This window comes from Shewanella sp. SM21 (assembly GCF_025654335.1).
In the GTDB taxonomy this organism is placed as follows: Bacteria; Pseudomonadota; Gammaproteobacteria; order Enterobacterales; family Shewanellaceae; genus Shewanella; species Shewanella oncorhynchi.
The window spans coordinates 243,572-260,277 of record NZ_JAKKRL010000007.1; the positions used below are offsets into that span (position 1 = coordinate 243,572).

Sequence of the window (16,706 nt, forward strand, 5' to 3'; positions counted from 1 at the left end):
TATAATTTGCTTATTTAATAAGCAGTTTTAAACAAGGGCACCTTAAACATTTCGAAGTGCTGCGGAAGCATAAAATCATATGAGAGACATTTAATCAACAAAAAGATAACTAAATACAAACAAAAAATACACAATGTTTTTTTATTACAAATTGACTTATTGTTAAAAACAAAAAGCCAGTCATTGCTGACTGGCTTTTTGTTAAAACAGTGGTTTCTACTATATAGAAACTGAAAACTTAAAGTGTGTAACGGATACCAATTGCAACACCGTCAGATTCTGAAAGCGCCATTCTAGCTTCTTGTTCTTTATCTGCACTGGTAAAATCGCTGTAATCTTTACGTGCTTCTACGTAAAGCACTGTGTTTGGGTCCCATACAAAATGCAAACCAACCACGACAAACTGACGTTTGAACTCATCGTTAGGATCGGCATTAAAGTTAGGTTGAATGACGTAGTCTTTACCAGCATCAAGCACGTTGTAAGAAATGAATGGACGTAACCCATTGTCAAACTTGTATGAAACTAAACTTTCAATACCATAGGCGTCTTTAATCAAACGACCAATATTGTCTGTGTCATGATTTTCTTGTCTGTTGACGTTTGCAGCAGCGTATAAGCCATTGCTATCGAAGTTACCCCAAGTGATACCCGCACCGTAGATAAGATCAACCGCTGTGGTTTGTTCGCCGTTACCAAAACTCACATCAAACTCACCGCGGTTAACACCCGCAGTTAAGGTCAGCATATCAGTGGCTTTATAGGTCAGCGCGCCACCATAAGTATAATTGTATTCTACTTGTTGAGCTGCTTTATCACCGCTTTCCCAGTTCGCTTGACACTGAGCTTGTGAAATATCATCCGTTGTATCACAGGTATAAAAGCTGCTGTTTTTCAACTGAGCTTGAACTGCAAAGCTTACATCGCCAAATGCATTGCGATATTGAACTGTTTTATCACCACGACCAACACCGTTTACCGCGCCATCATCTTTATTATAAGTGTAAACACCTGCAGTGTTACCGTCCCACACAAAACCATAGTTAGTGTTGTAAACGACATCGTACCAAGCGCCCCACTGCTTACCAATAGTCAGTGTTCCATAAGTGTCATGGGACAGACCAGCGTAACCTAAACGGTTATAAAAGAACTCTTCTTGAACAGATTCGAAGCGATTGTTATAGACGATGTCGCTACTACCTACAGGGTTCACACCCCATTCCAATTTAGCAAATGCTTTCCAACCGTCAGTCAACTCACGATTAAAACCAAAATTAATGCGAGATGCGCCGTTAACAACCTCTGTTTCCCCTTGAGTGTTGATCACGCGTGCATCAATAAAACCACCGATTTCTACGGCATTTTTATTATCTTTATAGATCTCGATAGCTGAGACTGATGGAACTAAAAAAATTGCTGCAAGCGCAGTTGCTACTAACGTCTTGTTCATTTGGTGCTTAACCTTTTTTGTTTATGTTCTGTCAACGTCATTCCGTTGTTATATTTCCTTACAATTTCCTCTTAAAGGGTAGCAAACTTTCAATATTCCCTCAAAGCTAAACCTAAAGAATATGTCGATTAACATCACAAAAACAAACCAGTTAACCTCTACAAAACAGGTTAAAACGCTACATTCGCCACCCTGCGCTACACATAAAGAACATTAAAAACACTATATTAACAGTAACTGCTTTGACGCAATATCCATGTAGTTTAGTTTCATTATCGAAAAAACAGGCTCGGCAATAGGGCCAATTTGCTTATCAATGTAGTATTGGTAATCAATTGGTGACGTTCTGTACAGTAAGGATTCCGGTCCATTTACAGTAATCTGATAATCAATCTGCGCCCCACGCTTGCCAAAAGAGGCATCTCCTGTTAAGTCGCATAATTGTTGAGCGACTTTAACATGAGGAGAAGATTTAGCCGTGTAATCTTCAATATTGCGTCGCATACGTTTGCGAAATACCAAATCATCATCCAACTCGCCATCAAGCAGCTTTTCAAACACACTGGCCAAATAAACACTGATATCCCTTTGGTTAAACATCCGTTCATAGAGTGACTCTTGAACTTTGCGCGCTAAAGGGCTCCAATCACTGCGCACTTGCTCCATACCTTTAAAAGTAAGCTCAAGTTCATCGCTCGCATTACGCCACGCGCCAACATAACGTTTTTTACTGCCTTCTAACGACCCTCTTAAGGTCGGCATAAAAAACTGCTCATAGTGGCGTTCAAACTGTAACTCGAGAAAACTCTCAACTTGATGATCTTCACCGATCTTAGCCTGCCACTTAGCATTAATTTCCCGCGCCAGAGTGTTACCTAAGGCGTTAATGTCTGAGAGATCAGGCTCGCTGCCAAGCCAGACAAAGGTCGAATCCGTATCGCCGTAAATCACTTGATAGCCCATCTCTTCTATCCATGCGCGGGTTTGTTTCATGATTTGATGGCCACGCATAGTGATCGAACTTGCTAACTTTGCATCGTGGAAAACACAACCTTGAGAACCTAAAACCCCATACAACGAGTTCATGATAATTTTTATCGCTTGGGATAAAGGCGCATTGTGCTCACTTTTGGCCTTTTCGCGCTGCTCAGATAATGTTTGGATAAGCTTAGGTAAAATGGGCTGTTGCCGACTGAAACGGCCACCGAGAAACCCCGCAACACAGTCAGACTCGGGCAATTGCAAACCTTCAATTAATCCCTTAGGGTCAATCAAAAAAGTACGAATAATGGAGGGATATAGACTTTTAAAATCGAACACTAAAATATGCTTATAAAGTCCCGGTACAGAATCCATCACATAGCCACCGGGGCTTTCGATCCCATCACTCGCAGGAGCATCGGGAGCGACGTAACCTGCTCGATGTAGATGCGGTAAATACAAATGATTAAATGCCGCCACCGAAGCCCCAACCCGCCCCAACTCTAAACCTGTTAGTTCAGCTCGCGCGAGGGCGAACTCCCATAATTGAGTATGACTAAAAATATCCCACACCAGACGGCTGTCAGTAAGATTGTAATGCGCTAATGCTTGTTTGTGGGCCTTAAACAGCTGATCAATTTCTTCAACGCGATTATCCACGTTATGAATGGCCTTGCCTTCACCTAATAATTTCCGCGAAACAAATTCCAACGAAAACCGCTCAAAATGATAGAAAGCGGCTTTAAGCCAATCGATACCATCGAGTACCACACGGCCCGGTAAAACTAAGGTTTCTGGCCGAAATTTATTATCGACTTTCCACTCAAGCTTTGCCCCGCCGCGGCCAATGGTGAGCGGAATACGATGTAATAATGCACGGCGTGACAATAGCGCGAGATCGAAACTCACCACTGACCAACCGATAATAAAGTCAGGATCAAACTCATGGAACCATGCGATTAATCGATGAATGAGTGCAGCCTCATCGGCCACCCATTCAATATATTCGGGAGAGTTTGATTCAGCCTCACCCACCATAATCACTTTTTCATAAGTCTGCTTGAGGCTATCTTGCTCACCGTCTCGGCCACTGTCTTGACCATATAGTGCAACCGAATAGAGTACCCCCTCAAAGCTGCATTCAAAATCCAGTGAGATACAACACAAATGTACAGCCGTTAATGGGGCAATACTCTTAGCCCGCTCGGCGATAAACACGGGCAGCGAATTAGCCTCAAAACTGTCACTCGTCGGCGCAAGGAGGCTATTCGTCGAAGAGAAATGCCCTAAAAACGCCACATCAAGTGCCACAAACCGCTCGATTAAATAACGCTGTTCAGGGCGAATGTCGGCTTCAAATAAGGGGATGTCGGCATCTTTAGCGATGCGCTGTAAGGTACGTAAGCTGTTGCTCGATTTAGCATAAACACCACTGACTGCGCCGCCTTTAAAGCTTTTGAGCGCTAACGGTACAAACCGCAATGCTTGACCCGGCGTTTGCAACTGCAAAGCCGTGACATCAGTTTGATGACAAAAACAAATGTGTTCAGTGCCTTGCACTTCCACCAGCACAGGGCCTTGGGCGGTAGCCAGATAATACTGCAACACTAAACTCCCATGACGATGAATCGCATGGCGTGTTAAGACTCGACCTTGTACACTAACGGCCGCGGTAGCCTCTGACTTCATCGCATGGGTTCCCAAATCGCATAGCTAGTCAATTTAGATGGTTTCTCAATTAAAATGCCGCCAAATGGCAGAAAAGTTTCTTAGGCTATGCAATCACTGTTATTATGTACAGCATTAATTCGATAAAGTAGTGACGCATGTTACCTGACAATGTAAAAACCCAGATCCGCGCCATCTATAAGGATATTGCTACCGCCTTGCCTAATTTTAGGCCGCGCCGCGAACAAAACTATATGGTAGCGGAAATCTCTAAGACCCTCGCCGGCGACTATGATAAAGATAGGCGCATCATAGTGGTCGAAGCAGGCACTGGGATCGGTAAATCATTGTCTTACATCCTCGGTACCATTCCACTGGCATTAGCGAGCAAGAAAAAAGTCTGTATCGCCACCGCGACCGTTGCCTTACAAGAACAATTACTGCATAAAGACTTGCCCTTCTTCCTTGAGCAATCCGGCTTAAATTTCCGCTTTGGCCTAGTAAAAGGTCGACAACGTTATGTATGTCTATCGAAACTGGCGATGCTCATCGGTGACGACAACAGTGCACAAATGGCCATGTGGCAAACTAAACCAGACAATAGCCAAGTGGCTATGATGCACGGCCTGTTAAAAGACTATAACGAAGGTCGCTGGAACGGCGAAATCGACACCTTAGCCGTGCCGCTGCCCGATCACCTGTGGCAACAAATCGCCTGCGACAAACACAGCTGTCATCGCCAAGTCGCCAGCCACAGAAATTGCCCGTTCCATAAAGCCCGCGAAGATGTCGATACTTGGGACGTGCTCATCGCCAACCACAGCTTGTTATTCGCCGATTTAGAATTAGGCGGCGGCGTGATTTTGCCCGATCCCGAAGACGTGTTTTATGTTATCGACGAGGCACATCACTTACCCATTGTGGCGCGGGACTTCTCCAGTGCACAGGCCACGCTTAGGGGCGCCTGCGACTGGCTCGAAAAAATTGGCAAAACCTGCGCTAAGTTACAAAACCAAATAAAAAGCAACAATATCATTGCCCCCGCGCAAGCGATGCAAGATCATTTAGGCGATCTTATCAGCCAACTCAATCAAGTGGCCCACTATTGCGATACCCAGACCAAACACTTTGCCAATCCTGAAAACCGTCTGCGTTTTGAGCACGGCAAACTACCAGAGTCATTACTCATTCTCGCCGAAAACCTTGCTGTGACCTCTAATCTTGCCCTCAAACAGTTTAATAAAATGCTGTCACTGCTGGCCGAGGCGATTAAAGATGGCGATATTCCTAAACATCAATCCGAAGCACTATTGGCCGAAACCGGATTTATGCTGCAAAGGCTCGAAAACCTGCAGAAATTGTGGAGGATGATGGCCAAGGAAGATAAGCATAAAGGTGCACCTATGGCGCGCTGGGTCGAACTCATCACAGGTAAACAAGTGGATTATCTGTTTAGCGCTTCACCTATCGAAGTCGGCTTTATGCTGGAATCCATGCTGTGGCAAAAGGCCGCAGGCGTAGTCTTATGTAGCGCCACGCTGCGCGCACTCAATAACTTTGACCATTTCGTGCATCAAGTTGGGTTGTCACTCAATGATGGCAGTCGTTATTTAGCCTTACAATCGCCCTTCGATTACCCCAATAATGCGACACTTTATTTACCCAAAATGCGCACTGAGCCGACGGATGATGCCTATACGGCTGAACTTGCCGAACAAATCATCACCCTTATTGAAGGCGAAATGGCAACCTTAGTGTTATTCGCCTCCTACTGGCAAATGGAAAAAGTGGTTGAATTACTTGAAGGTAAACTCACCACTGAACTACTTATTCAAGGCAATGCGCCACGGCAACAGTTGTTAGAAAATCATAAAGCTAAATGCGATAAGGGCGAACCAAGCATCTTGTTTGGCACTGGCAGTTTCTCTGAAGGTCTCGACTTACCGGGCGATTATCTGACTAACTTGATCGTCACTAAACTGCCCTTTGCCGTGCCAACCTCGCCCGTTGAGCAAGCGCATGCAGAATATGTCAAAGTCAAAGGCGGTAATCCCTTCTTACAACTGACGATCCCAGATGCTTCACGTAAGCTTATTCAAAGTTGTGGTAGATTACTGCGTAAAGAGCAAGATTATGGCCGAGTGACCATTTTAGATAGGCGGTTAGTCACTAAACGCTATGGCAAGTCCTTACTGGATGCCTTACCGCCCTTTAGACGTGTTATAGAGTAGGATTAAAATTTGGAATTGTTACTCGAGCCCAGTCATTGGGCCCTGTTGGCAGTCATAGGTCTTATCGCTGGATTCATTGATGCCGTCGTGGGTGGCGGTGGCCTATTGTCGATCCCCGCACTGTTAACCTTAGGCATTGCGCCGCATACCGTATTAGGCACCAATAAGTTAGCCGCAAGCTTTGGCTCTTTTATGGCGGCTTGGACCTATTATCGCAAGCACCTCTTTAAACCCTCGTTTTGGTACATGGCTTTTATCGCCACCTTTATCGGCGCGGTATTGGGCAGTTTTTTAGTCTATTTAGTCGATACCCAATGGCTCGAAAAAGTCCTGCCGCTGCTGATCATTGGCATCGCCATTTACAGTTTAGTCAGCCCCAATGCGATGTCAGACGTTAACTGCCAAGTACCAACCAGCAAGCCGCCAGCCAAGCAACAATGGCTACAGGGACTGGCTTTAGGCACTTATGATGGTTTTGCAGGCCCAGGCATTGGCGCATTTTGGACCGTCACATCTGGCTCTTTGTATAAACTGCCTTTACTGCACAGTTGTGGCCTTGCCCGTGCGATGACTTTTACCAGCAACTTGACCGCACTGACTATCTTTGGCTGGCTTGGACAGGTACAGTGGCAAATAGGTCTGTGGATGGGATTGTGCATGATGTTAGGCTCATTTATCGGTGCCCGCTGTGCGATTAAATTTGGCATGCCATTTATCCGCCCACTGTTTATTTTGATCGTGCTAATGATTGCAACGAATTTGGCATGGAGCGCATGGTTGTGAACACCCAACAATTAATGGTGATGCTGAAGAATCAGCTTAAAGCCTTAGAACAAGAAGTGCTGCAACACGATAATCGACTCGCGCCGCCGCAGCGTAAACTCCTGCAAGAAACGGAGCGTTTTAATCACTCGCTGTTTGTCCAACACGGCGCCCAACTCGGCCCCTGTATTGAACAAATTCGTAGCAGTATTATGCAGCTCGAAAAACAAATTAAGCTTAAACTCGCCCCCCAGACCATTGCCCTGAGCTGTGAGCGGATCCAAGATAGATTTACCGCAGTCAAACGAGCCTTGCTGACCACTTCTATCGACATTAAGTCTAAAACTCAGCAGCGTGCCAGTAGCCGTGCCCGTTTTGCACAACGCCAGAATCAGTCTCACCAAGCCAGTGGTTTCGATTGGATCGCCAATAACGTGATGCAAAATAGTCATGAGATCTACGAAGAATTGAACAAACATCTGAATTGGGCGAAAAAATTTGAACAAAAAATTGAAGAAATGGAATCAAAACTTGAAAACTGTCATAGTGCTGACAAAATAAAATTGCAAAATGACATCCTTTTGATGCATCGTCGTCTAGGAAAATGCAGGCAAGCTATTAGTTATATAGAAGATCGCATTCAAATATTCGAACGCCCGTATCAGAGTAATAACCGTTAAGGAGTAACAATGAAATCACTTTTGCCAATTAGCAGCCTGCTAGTATTACTCGGATCTGCCTCAGCCTTCGCTGCAGATCTGAACATTCCTATGTCATTTGAGTACCTTGCTCTTGATGGTAAAAAAGTCGAGTCGAGCGTATTCAACCATAAAAGCAGCTTAGAATTGGCCCCCGGCACTCACAAAATCGCCATTCGTTATCATGAAATGGTAGAGGATGATTTTAGTGACAGCCAAACCTTTGTTAAGTCAGCACCTTTCATCGTTACTTTAGATGTTGATGGCGACCATCAATATTACCTGCAAGCGGCCGAAGGTGAAGTCGTTAAAAAGCCTAAAGTTTACGCGCAAAACCCACAAATCAAATTAACCCGTAGTGACAAAGGCAACGTCAATTACCAAGTGGTGAATACCAATTTAGAAGAAGAAAGCTTTGTCTCTCGCCTTTTCAGTGGTAATCAAGCCGTTGACGTATCCGGTACTGCCGCAGCAGCAACCGGTGCAGCAGGCGCTGTGGTTGCCGTTGCACCAGCACCCGTGGCAACATCGGCGACCGTTAGCGCGACGTCACTCACTGCCCCCGTAGACACTTCTAAAGCAACAGCTGCCAATCCACAACAAATGTTGCAATACTGGTGGTTACAAGCGGATGAGAAAACACGTAAAGAATTTATGAGCTGGGCAATTTCACAGCTATAACAACTTGCGATAACGAGGTTTAGTCAATATTGACTCTGATCCCACTGGTTTATCACGCCAGCTATTCCAAGCTGGCGCTTCCTCCCCATCACAGATTTCCCACCACTAAATACGCACATTTACGGCAGTACTTACTCGATAACCACATTGCCACGACTGCACAATTCCACGCACCAACGGCCATGACTGCAGAAGATGTAATGCAAGTGCATCAACGCGAGTACGTAGAGCAGTTTATCGCAGGCACTTTGCCAACAGCGGCGCTTAGACGGATTGGTTTTCCGTGGAGTGAAGCCTTAGTTGAGCGCACCTTGCATTCTGTGGCTGGCACCACACTCACTGCTTCATTAGCCATAAATCAAGGTATTGCCCTGCACCTAACGGGTGGCTATCATCACGCCCATTACGATTTTGGCAGCGGCTATTGTATTTTCAACGACCTTATCCTCGCGGCCAGAAATGCCATCGCGAGCCAGCAAGTACACAAGGTACTGATTTTTGATTGCGATGTGCATCAAGGTGACGGCAGTGCAACCCTCAGCCACCAACATCAAGGGATCATCAGTTGCTCGATTCACTGCAAAGAGAATTTCCCGAGTCGTAAGCAGCATTCCCACCATGATATTGAACTAACTAAAGGAGCGGACGATAGTGCGTATCTTGAAACTGTGGAGCAGACACTCGCCCTCCTTATCCGAATCCATCAACCAGATCTGATTCTTTATGATGCTGGGGCCGATATTCATCAAAATGACGATCTTGGCTTGCTCAATATCAGCCAAGAAGGACTGTTCAGACGGGATTTAACTGTGTTATCAATGGCAAAATCGGAAAATATTCCAATTGCAGCCGTGATAGGCGGCGGCTACAGCAGAGACGCACTACAATTAAGCCAAAGACACAGCCAACTTTTTATTGCGGCAAATCATTTGTGGTAGCAAACTCAATGAAAACCGTCATGGAGCATAACAATGCAACTCGAAATCCGTAATTACTACGAAGTTCTTTTAATGGAAATATTGTCAGATGAAGGACTTATGGACGAACTTCCTGAGGACTATCTCGCCGACTTATGTTGCGTGACCTTAAATCAACTGCCAGTGCGCTACATACGCCACCTCGTCGATACTTACTTCTTTGAAGACTATAACGAGCTGCAGGAATTAAAGCGTGAGATCCAAACCGCACTAGAAAAGTCCCGCGCTTTTCTTAAACAAAATCTGCAAAAAAGATTACAGGAAGAAGCCGAAGCCAATCGTTAATTTCGTTAAAGGTTACTGTTGAGAGCATTTTTAGCCGTTGTCGTGGCAAGAAAAGAGGCAGGCAATGGATTATCTCATTGTGCAAAAATATTAACGCTATAAATGATTAACAGCAGAAAACGGAAATAGTCTGCAAGCTAAAATATTGAATAACATAAATTGAGTAGATATAGAGAAGTACAACGGAAATAAGCAGAGGAACTGCTGAATTGGAGGTTCCCCTAGAGCCGACACCCCGGCACACGAGTCGCTTGCTGCGGTTGCTCCCTTCCGGGCCTGGCCGAGTTCACAAGTTATCATTGCGGGGGGACCCTAGGGTCACCATAACTTCGAACATTACTTTGAATGACATAAACCAAAGCATTGCTTGAACGCGAAGGATTATCCCCCATGGACCCTATGGGATCAAGCGCTAATCGATAAGATCTCTTAATATCCCACCTAACTGCACAATCTATAAGCAAATGGAGTGATTGAAATGATAAAAGCCTGCAAATGCAGACTTTTATATATGTTTTACTGAATCTCTTATCATAAAAATCAGCAGGCTACAGCGCAATCATCGCCAAAGGTGGTTACAACTTGATCAAATGGCGATTTTGCTCAATTATCTTAGCCCCAACACCAGAGACATTCGCTAAGTCATCTATAGCATTGAACTTACCATTTTTAGTGCGATAGTCGACAATCGCTTGAGCCTTTGCGGCACCGATCCCTTTGAGTACGAGTAACTGCTCGGCTGAAGCGGTATTGATGTTAACTTGAGCGGCATCTGGCATAGATTTTTTCGCATCAGATGCCATTTCACCCGCTTCAGTTTTAGCCTGTACTTTCACGGCGACCTTGGTTGGGGTTTCTGTTGCAATTGCTGGGCTTGCCAAAAAAGCCGTTAATGCTATGGCACTCATAAAAGCAGGTATACGATTTGTGGTTTTCATAACAATTCCTCTATTCCATGATTTGCGGCCTTTCGTCCTACTTCCGTGGCCTCAAATCAAAAATAGTCTAAGCTGTCCCGAAATACCAAATCGGCGTCATAAATATTCACTATCGCTAAACTTCTGTCTTCGGCTCAATGAGCTAGTGCTTGACTATGATAAAAAGATGCAAAAAGCATCCTTTTATCATTCAAATAGCTAACGGTCTTTAAAATAACAACATTCATTAAGCTAATCGAGCTAGCGCTTGGTTCAAGTCGGCGATGATGTCGTCACAATCTTCTAAACCAATAGAGATCCGCAGCAAATTATCACCAATCCCAGCGGCAGCCCTTGCCTCTGGCGTATAAGGTGAATGCGTCATCGATGCAGGATGTTGAATCAGGGATTCAGCATCACCTAGACTCACCGCAATTGAGAACAACTTTAGATATCCGACAAAGGCCATGGCTTCTTCTAAATTTGCCGCCAGTTCAAACGCGATAACACCACCAGCACGTTTCATCTGCTGGCCAATGAATTTATGCCCTTGATGAGATTTAAGCCCGGGGTAATACACACGTGTAATGCTTGGATGTTCCGCCAAAAACTCTGCCACGCGCTGGGCACTATCGCAATGGCGCTGCAAACGCACATCTAAGGTTTTAAGACCGCGTAAGATCAGCCAAGCATCATGTGGCGATATCACAGCGCCAATATCCTTTAAAATTTCATACTTCACTTTATGGAGCTGCTCTTCACTGCCACACACTATCCCCGCAATCACATCACCATGACCATTCAGATATTTAGTCGCACTGTGGATCACCAAATCAATACCAAAATCCAGCGGCCGCTGCAGTAATGGAGTCATAAAGGTATTATCGACAATACTGACCAACTGGTGACGTTTAGCAATAGTCGCAATTGCCGCTAAATCAAACACCTGTAAATGGGGGTTGACTGGGGTTTCACAGAAAATGACCTTAGTATTGGATTGAATCGCCGCTTCTATTTCTGCTTCCGATGAAAAGTCCACTAGGGATACTTCAATACCAAAGCGAGCAAACTGAGTCGTCATTAGCGCATAAGTACAACCGTATACGGCATTCGACGCCACTAAGTGATCGCCCATCTGCAAATTAGCCAGCAATGCGGCGGATACTGCGCCCATACCAGAAGCAGTTGCTGCTGCGGCCTCAGCCCCTTCTAAAATCGCCATTTTACGTTCAAGCTCAGCGGTTGTCGGATTCCCTAAGCGCGTGTAAATATACCCCGGCTCATTACCCGCAAATCGCTCACCACCTTGCTGTGCAGACTCAAACACAAAAGTCGCACTTTGGTAAAGCGGCGTGACTAAGGCACCAAAGGCCTCTCGCTCATGGCCGCCATGAATAACCTGTGTTGCCGCCTTCCACATCTTGCCTGACACATCTTGCATACCTAGCTCCTTGTCATTGGAATTGAGCAGTTCCCGTTCTTGATTGATTGTTGGTGTGGAGCGCTCAATGCCCGCATTATGGATAATCTAATAGATAAGTTAATGAAACATTAGCCCTATCGAATAAGCCCTACCATAACGCGGCCAAGCACTTAAGCCAGTAGCATGGCAAAAATAGCAGCGCTCAAAAGTGTAATTAACTTGTTACATAGCACTTTTACGTCGCACTTAGTCATACTCGGTACCTGCAAAGAAAATCATAAAAAATGCGCCAAGGAACAAGTCCATTAGCGCATCTGCTTTCGGCCATTTCAATCGGTTAATTATTTGATATTAAATAGCATCTACTCTTTAGACTTATCTTTAGCTGGCCGAGAGACTTTGTCATCAACATCGGCGAATTGGCCTTTTAATGCGTCGCGACCTTCTTTGGTAAACAGCTTGCCTGAAAACTGCTTAAGTTCGATCAACAATTCCTGATGCACTTTAGACAATTTAGGCCTTTGATCTTCTCTAAACACAATCGGCCGACACAGCGCCATGGCTTGATATCCAAGACGCGCCGTTAGCATACCGCCGCCTAAACCTTGGGCCAAGCGAGCAGACAATTTACCGGTCATTTCAACCGATAACAGCTGTGTTCCTAAATCGGTAACTAACTCACTGGTACCCGCATAAATAATATTAATGATAATACTGCGGATAAGTTTAATCCGGCTCCAATAACCTAGCTCAATGCCATAACAACGGGCCACATCGCGCAGCATACGTTGATTACGCCATAGGATAATCGCCATATCGAGCACAGCTAAAGGGCTGGCCGCCAGTAAAACTGCCGACTCGGCTGCATATCTTCGCACCACTTTCTTTGCCAGTTCATCCCGCTCAGTCAGCACTAAGTCCTCGAATAACAAGACTTTCTCGGCATCATTATGTTCATCTTTTAATGAACGGCGAAGTTGCTGCAAACCTTGGCTGTCTTCATAGTGGCAAACGATATTATCGATAAAGCTGTCTGCTTCACCCATTTGCATGCTCTGCGCTAGCCTTGCACCTGTTTCTTGAGTATCGGCGACCTGTTTGAGTCGCTTGAGCTTACGGTATTCACTGACTGCGCCCGCCAATGCCCACGCACTGACAACCCCAAGCACCACACCATAAAAACTGAACAACCAAGGGCTCTCAAGCCAAGCATCCCTCAGTCCTAATCCTGTTTGAACGACTACAAGCAGCAATAAACTCACAGCAGCTAGACGGGCGAGCCAAGACCAACGGCGTGATTTAACAAGTTGAGGCGATACCGATTTAGCATCAATCATTTTTGGATGGGCAGACAGCGTTTCATCCATCAATTCCTCAATATCGGCAGCCACTTCTTGCACTGGCGTATGGGGATCAAAGGCTTTCGCCCCTTTGAGCTCCTCTTTGCTGGGTTTGAGATCCACGACTTCTGGGTCAAACAGCTGCTGCTTTTTCAGCGGCTTTTGTTTAATGGCCTGTTGTTCAATGGATTGCTCAACTGATTGTTCAGCCGAGCGTTCAAATGAGTTCGCAGAAGAATTAGAAGCCTGCTCATTAGCGTTATCCGATAGCTTTAACGTCATTCCAACTTATCTCCCAGTAAGTACTGCAGCAAATGATCGAGACGAATATGGTCAAAATGCACTTGAGAGGGGTCAACATTGGCATTGCTCGGCGGTGCAAAGCCGACAAAGTTAAACCCTTGGTCACGCCAAAAATGCGCTTCAGGTAAGCGAGTGGGCACTTCGCCTGGAAACAAGGTCAGGGCTTTACCGTTGAGTCCCATCCCCTGCACGACTTCCACCTCGCCCTCTTGGGTCGTTACCATGCCATGGCGAGTCGCTTTAATGGCGCTAATCGCCATAGTCTCCACTTTACAACCATCGAAACTGGCAAAATGCTGACTGTGTTTCAGCATATCGGTCAGCAGGGACAAAACATGGCTCTGCTGATCGCGGGTCACATGGTCAACCTTGCTCGCGGCAAACAATAAACGGTCGATGCGGGGGGCAAATAACCGCCGTAAATAACTCGATTGGCCAAACTGAAAGCTTTCCATAATGGCATTGAGCGCCGCGCCCATATCCTCAAATTGCTTTTTACCGCGATTCAACGCACTAAAACAGTCAACAAGTACTAACTGCCGATCAAAACCGGCAAAGTGGTTTTTATAGAAAGGCTTAACCACTTTAGCCACATATTCTTGATAACGTTTTTCAAGTACATGGAATCCACTGTGTTTATCGCTTTGCGAAAGCTCAGCAAACTTTTCATCATTAACCAATAAAAGGGGGAAAAAAGCCAATAAAGGAGCCCCCTGCCATTCACCCGGCAATAACATGCGCCCAGGTTGCGCTTGGTAATAACCTTGCACATGCACTAAATCATTGAGTAATAGCTGATATTGATCGGCAATCTGCTTTAATTGCTGCTCATCGGCGCTGGCGGCTAAATCCAATGAAATCAAAGATTGTTCAAACTCAGCATACAAAGGCGAGCTTTTAAGATTCTCGATGCGAACTTGTTGAGCACGGCACCAAGTAACAAAGTCTTGGCGCAACATAGGTAAATCGAGTAACCATTCGCCAGGATAATCGACTATGTCCAAATACAAGGTGGCGGTATCAGAAAACTTGGCCAGTAAGCCCTTCTTAGGCTGGTATTTAATCGCCAAGCGTAACTCAGAAATAGTACGGGTAGAGGCTGGCCAAGTCGCAGGTTCGGAAGTGAGCGCTAACATGGCGCCTTGATAATCAAAACTGGCGATTTCAAGATCCGGCTGCATGGCACGCTTAACACCGAGTAAACGCTGATCGCGGCTCACTTGCCACAGTGGCAAAGCACTGTTGTTGCGGGCGTGGGGTAAGGTTGAGACAGGTCCAGAATTGAGTAACTGATTGACTAACCCTGTGATAAACGCCGTTTTTCCTGCACCAGAAAGCCCAGTCACGGCCAAACGTAAATGCCGGTCCGCGGTGCGATGTAACAGGGATTGGCCCTTTTGGGTTAATTTATGGAGCGAGGCATCAAGCATTCCCATAGAGACTTCCCTTATGTCGAATGATGTTAACTTATGTCAAGTGATGTTGACTATACACTGGAATGGAGCAGAGATTAAGCAACAAGGGCGGACATGGCCGCCCTTTAGAAGGGTTACAAACTATTGATTTGTCTTTTTAAATCAAAGTTGTCAGAGGTGACATGGCGTTCTAAATTTTGTAGCCTGACTTCCAGACTTCGAAATTGATGACTCACGTCGCTTAGCGCTTGCTTTGCGGGTTCTCCCGACTGCCACGGCTTCTTCTTCACCTCAATATCGTCCCTATCGTACGACTTCTGTGGCTTGATGTCTAAAATCACCCATAAAGCGACATAGATGATAAATACCACACCTGAGCCGCCGAGTAAGAAGATAGACACAGTCAGCACTCGCACTAACCAAGTTTCAATCGCAAAGTACTCGGCAATCCCTGCACATACACCCGCTATTTTGCCTGACTGGGGAATGCGGTACAAAGTACGGCCATTAGATCCTCTCATGTTTCCCCCTCCATTCGGGCGATTCTGTATCCAGAATGGCCTCTAAGGTCTCGATACGCGCCGCCATTTTATCGGCCTTGGATATCAAATCATTGAGTTGTGAAAACTCTTCCTCAGTGAGTCCCTGGCTCACTTGTCGCTTACTGCGATAATGAAGAACTAACCATATTGGCGCGACTATCACCATGAAAATAATAATCGGCGCCATTAGCACGTCCATATCCATAACTCACCTCTGAATTGTTATTCTTTTGACTTAGTTGGCGCTTTACCTTTTACCTTGGCTTTGAGCGCTGCCAGTTCTGCATTCACAGAATCTTCCGCTTCTAGCGCCGCAAACTCATCGGCTAAGGTCTTCTTGCTGCCAAGATCGTAAGATTCAACTTGGGCTTCTAAGCCTTCGACACGGCGCTCATATTGCTCAAACTTGAGCATAGCATTGTCGATCTTGCTTGAATCTAGCTGCTTTTTCACTTCTAAGCGTGATGACGCTGTTTGAGTGCGCAAAATAATGGTCTTTTGACGCGCTTTTGCATCGAGCAGCTTTTCTTGCAACATGCCCACTTCATCTTTCAAGCGTGCGATATGTTCATCGATGACGGCTAACTCTTGAATCAGCGTATCTGCTAAACCGGTCGCTTTTTGTTTTTCAACTAAAGCGGCTTTCGCTAAGTCTTCACGGTCTTTGGACAGTGCCAGTTCAGCCTTATCTTGCCAATCTTGCACTTGCTCTAACACGCGGTTGATACGACGTTGCAGCTCTTTCTTTTCAGCTAATACTTTAGCTGAGGTAGAACGCACTTCAACGAGTGTGTCTTCCATTTCTTGGATAATCAGTCGAACCATTTTTTCTGGGTCTTCGGCTTTATCCAGCAATGCGCTGATATTAGAGTTAATGATATCGGCGAAACGAGAGAAAATTCCCATAATCCTATCCTCAAATTGATGTTGGTCTCGTACAAGGTAATACACTAACCGTGCCAACTTTAATTTCTTATTTAAATACAGCCATTTAAACAAAATATTAACTTTTACTTCCTTTTACGCTTCAAGC

Annotated in this window: 15 protein-coding genes and 1 other RNA gene; 6 read left to right on the forward strand and 10 right to left on the reverse strand. The window is 45.4% G+C overall.

Features of this window, described 5'->3' with window-relative positions:
* Positions 1–238: 238 nt before the first annotated feature.
* Both L5L94_RS11570 and L5L94_RS11575 read right to left on the reverse strand, forming a co-directional pair.
* Positions 239–1,450: a porin gene (locus L5L94_RS11570; RefSeq protein ID WP_028760445.1), complete on the reverse strand. Its 1,212-nt coding sequence runs from the start codon at positions 1,448–1,450 to the stop codon at positions 239–241.
* Positions 1,451–1,672: 222 nt separating this feature from the next.
* Positions 1,673–4,120, reverse strand: a complete 2,448-nt coding sequence (locus L5L94_RS11575) for a DNA polymerase II (protein WP_263163236.1) — start codon at positions 4,118–4,120, stop codon at positions 1,673–1,675.
* A gap of 137 nt (positions 4,121–4,257) precedes the next feature.
* On the opposite strand from L5L94_RS11575, the gene dinG reads away from it, so the two are divergent.
* The 6 genes from dinG to L5L94_RS11605 are packed head-to-tail and all read left to right on the forward strand — an operon-like array spanning position 4,258 to position 9,733.
* Positions 4,258–6,330 (forward strand): ATP-dependent DNA helicase DinG, encoded by a 2,073-nt coding sequence (gene dinG, locus L5L94_RS11580; RefSeq protein ID WP_263163237.1) that lies wholly within the window; start codon positions 4,258–4,260, stop codon positions 6,328–6,330.
* A 9-nt stretch (positions 6,331–6,339) separates the two neighbouring features.
* Positions 6,340–7,113, forward strand: a complete 774-nt coding sequence (locus tag L5L94_RS11585) for a sulfite exporter TauE/SafE family protein (RefSeq protein ID WP_263163238.1) — start codon at positions 6,340–6,342, stop codon at positions 7,111–7,113.
* Entirely contained in the window at positions 7,104–7,772 is a 669-nt protein-coding gene (locus L5L94_RS11590; RefSeq protein ID WP_206765984.1) for a primosomal replication protein, read from the forward strand. The genes L5L94_RS11585 and L5L94_RS11590 overlap by 10 nt, the downstream gene beginning before the upstream one ends.
* A 9-nt stretch (positions 7,773–7,781) precedes the next feature.
* The gene (locus tag L5L94_RS11595) at positions 7,782–8,471 is read left to right on the forward strand and encodes a DUF2057 domain-containing protein (RefSeq protein ID WP_263163240.1); all 690 of its coding nucleotides are present in this window, start codon (positions 7,782–7,784) and stop codon (positions 8,469–8,471) included.
* A 29-nt stretch (positions 8,472–8,500) separates the two neighbouring features.
* Positions 8,501–9,409, forward strand: coding sequence for a histone deacetylase (locus L5L94_RS11600; protein WP_263163242.1), 909 nt, complete (start codon positions 8,501–8,503; stop codon positions 9,407–9,409).
* 33 nt (positions 9,410–9,442) lie between these two features.
* Positions 9,443–9,733 (forward strand): late competence development ComFB family protein, encoded by a 291-nt coding sequence (locus L5L94_RS11605; RefSeq protein ID WP_028760452.1) that lies wholly within the window; start codon positions 9,443–9,445, stop codon positions 9,731–9,733.
* Between the two features lie 218 nt (positions 9,734–9,951).
* Here the strand turns inward: L5L94_RS11605 and ffs are convergent.
* The 8 genes from ffs to pspA all read right to left on the reverse strand — a co-directional run bounded on the left by ffs (position 9,952) and on the right by pspA (position 16,579).
* An RNA gene (gene ffs, locus L5L94_RS11610) (signal recognition particle sRNA small type) lies at positions 9,952–10,049 on the reverse strand.
* 259 nt (positions 10,050–10,308) lie between these two features.
* Positions 10,309–10,671 (reverse strand): ComEA family DNA-binding protein, encoded by a 363-nt coding sequence (locus L5L94_RS11615; RefSeq protein ID WP_028760453.1) that lies wholly within the window; start codon positions 10,669–10,671, stop codon positions 10,309–10,311.
* Positions 10,672–10,897: 226 nt separating this feature from the next.
* Entirely contained in the window at positions 10,898–12,091 is a 1,194-nt protein-coding gene (gene megL, locus L5L94_RS11620) for a methionine gamma-lyase (RefSeq protein ID WP_263163245.1), read from the reverse strand.
* A gap of 344 nt (positions 12,092–12,435) precedes the next feature.
* Positions 12,436–13,695, reverse strand: coding sequence for a YcjF family protein (locus L5L94_RS11625; protein WP_263163247.1), 1,260 nt, complete (start codon positions 13,693–13,695; stop codon positions 12,436–12,438).
* Positions 13,692–15,152 carry a YcjX family protein gene (locus tag L5L94_RS11630; protein WP_263163248.1) on the reverse strand — a complete coding sequence of 487 codons (1,461 nt, stop codon included), beginning with the start codon at positions 15,150–15,152 and terminating at the stop codon, positions 13,692–13,694. The genes L5L94_RS11625 and L5L94_RS11630 overlap by 4 nt, the downstream gene beginning before the upstream one ends.
* A gap of 113 nt (positions 15,153–15,265) precedes the next feature.
* Positions 15,266–15,652 carry an envelope stress response membrane protein PspC gene (gene pspC / locus L5L94_RS11635; protein ID WP_263163250.1) on the reverse strand — a complete coding sequence of 129 codons (387 nt, stop codon included), beginning with the start codon at positions 15,650–15,652 and terminating at the stop codon, positions 15,266–15,268.
* Positions 15,639–15,878: an envelope stress response membrane protein PspB gene (pspB, locus tag L5L94_RS11640; RefSeq protein ID WP_006081138.1), complete on the reverse strand. Its 240-nt coding sequence runs from the start codon at positions 15,876–15,878 to the stop codon at positions 15,639–15,641. Before pspB ends, pspC begins: the two co-directional genes overlap by 14 nt.
* A gap of 17 nt (positions 15,879–15,895) precedes the next feature.
* Positions 15,896–16,579, reverse strand: a complete 684-nt coding sequence (gene pspA / locus L5L94_RS11645) for a phage shock protein PspA (protein WP_263163252.1) — start codon at positions 16,577–16,579, stop codon at positions 15,896–15,898.
* Positions 16,580–16,706: the final 127 nt, after the last annotated feature.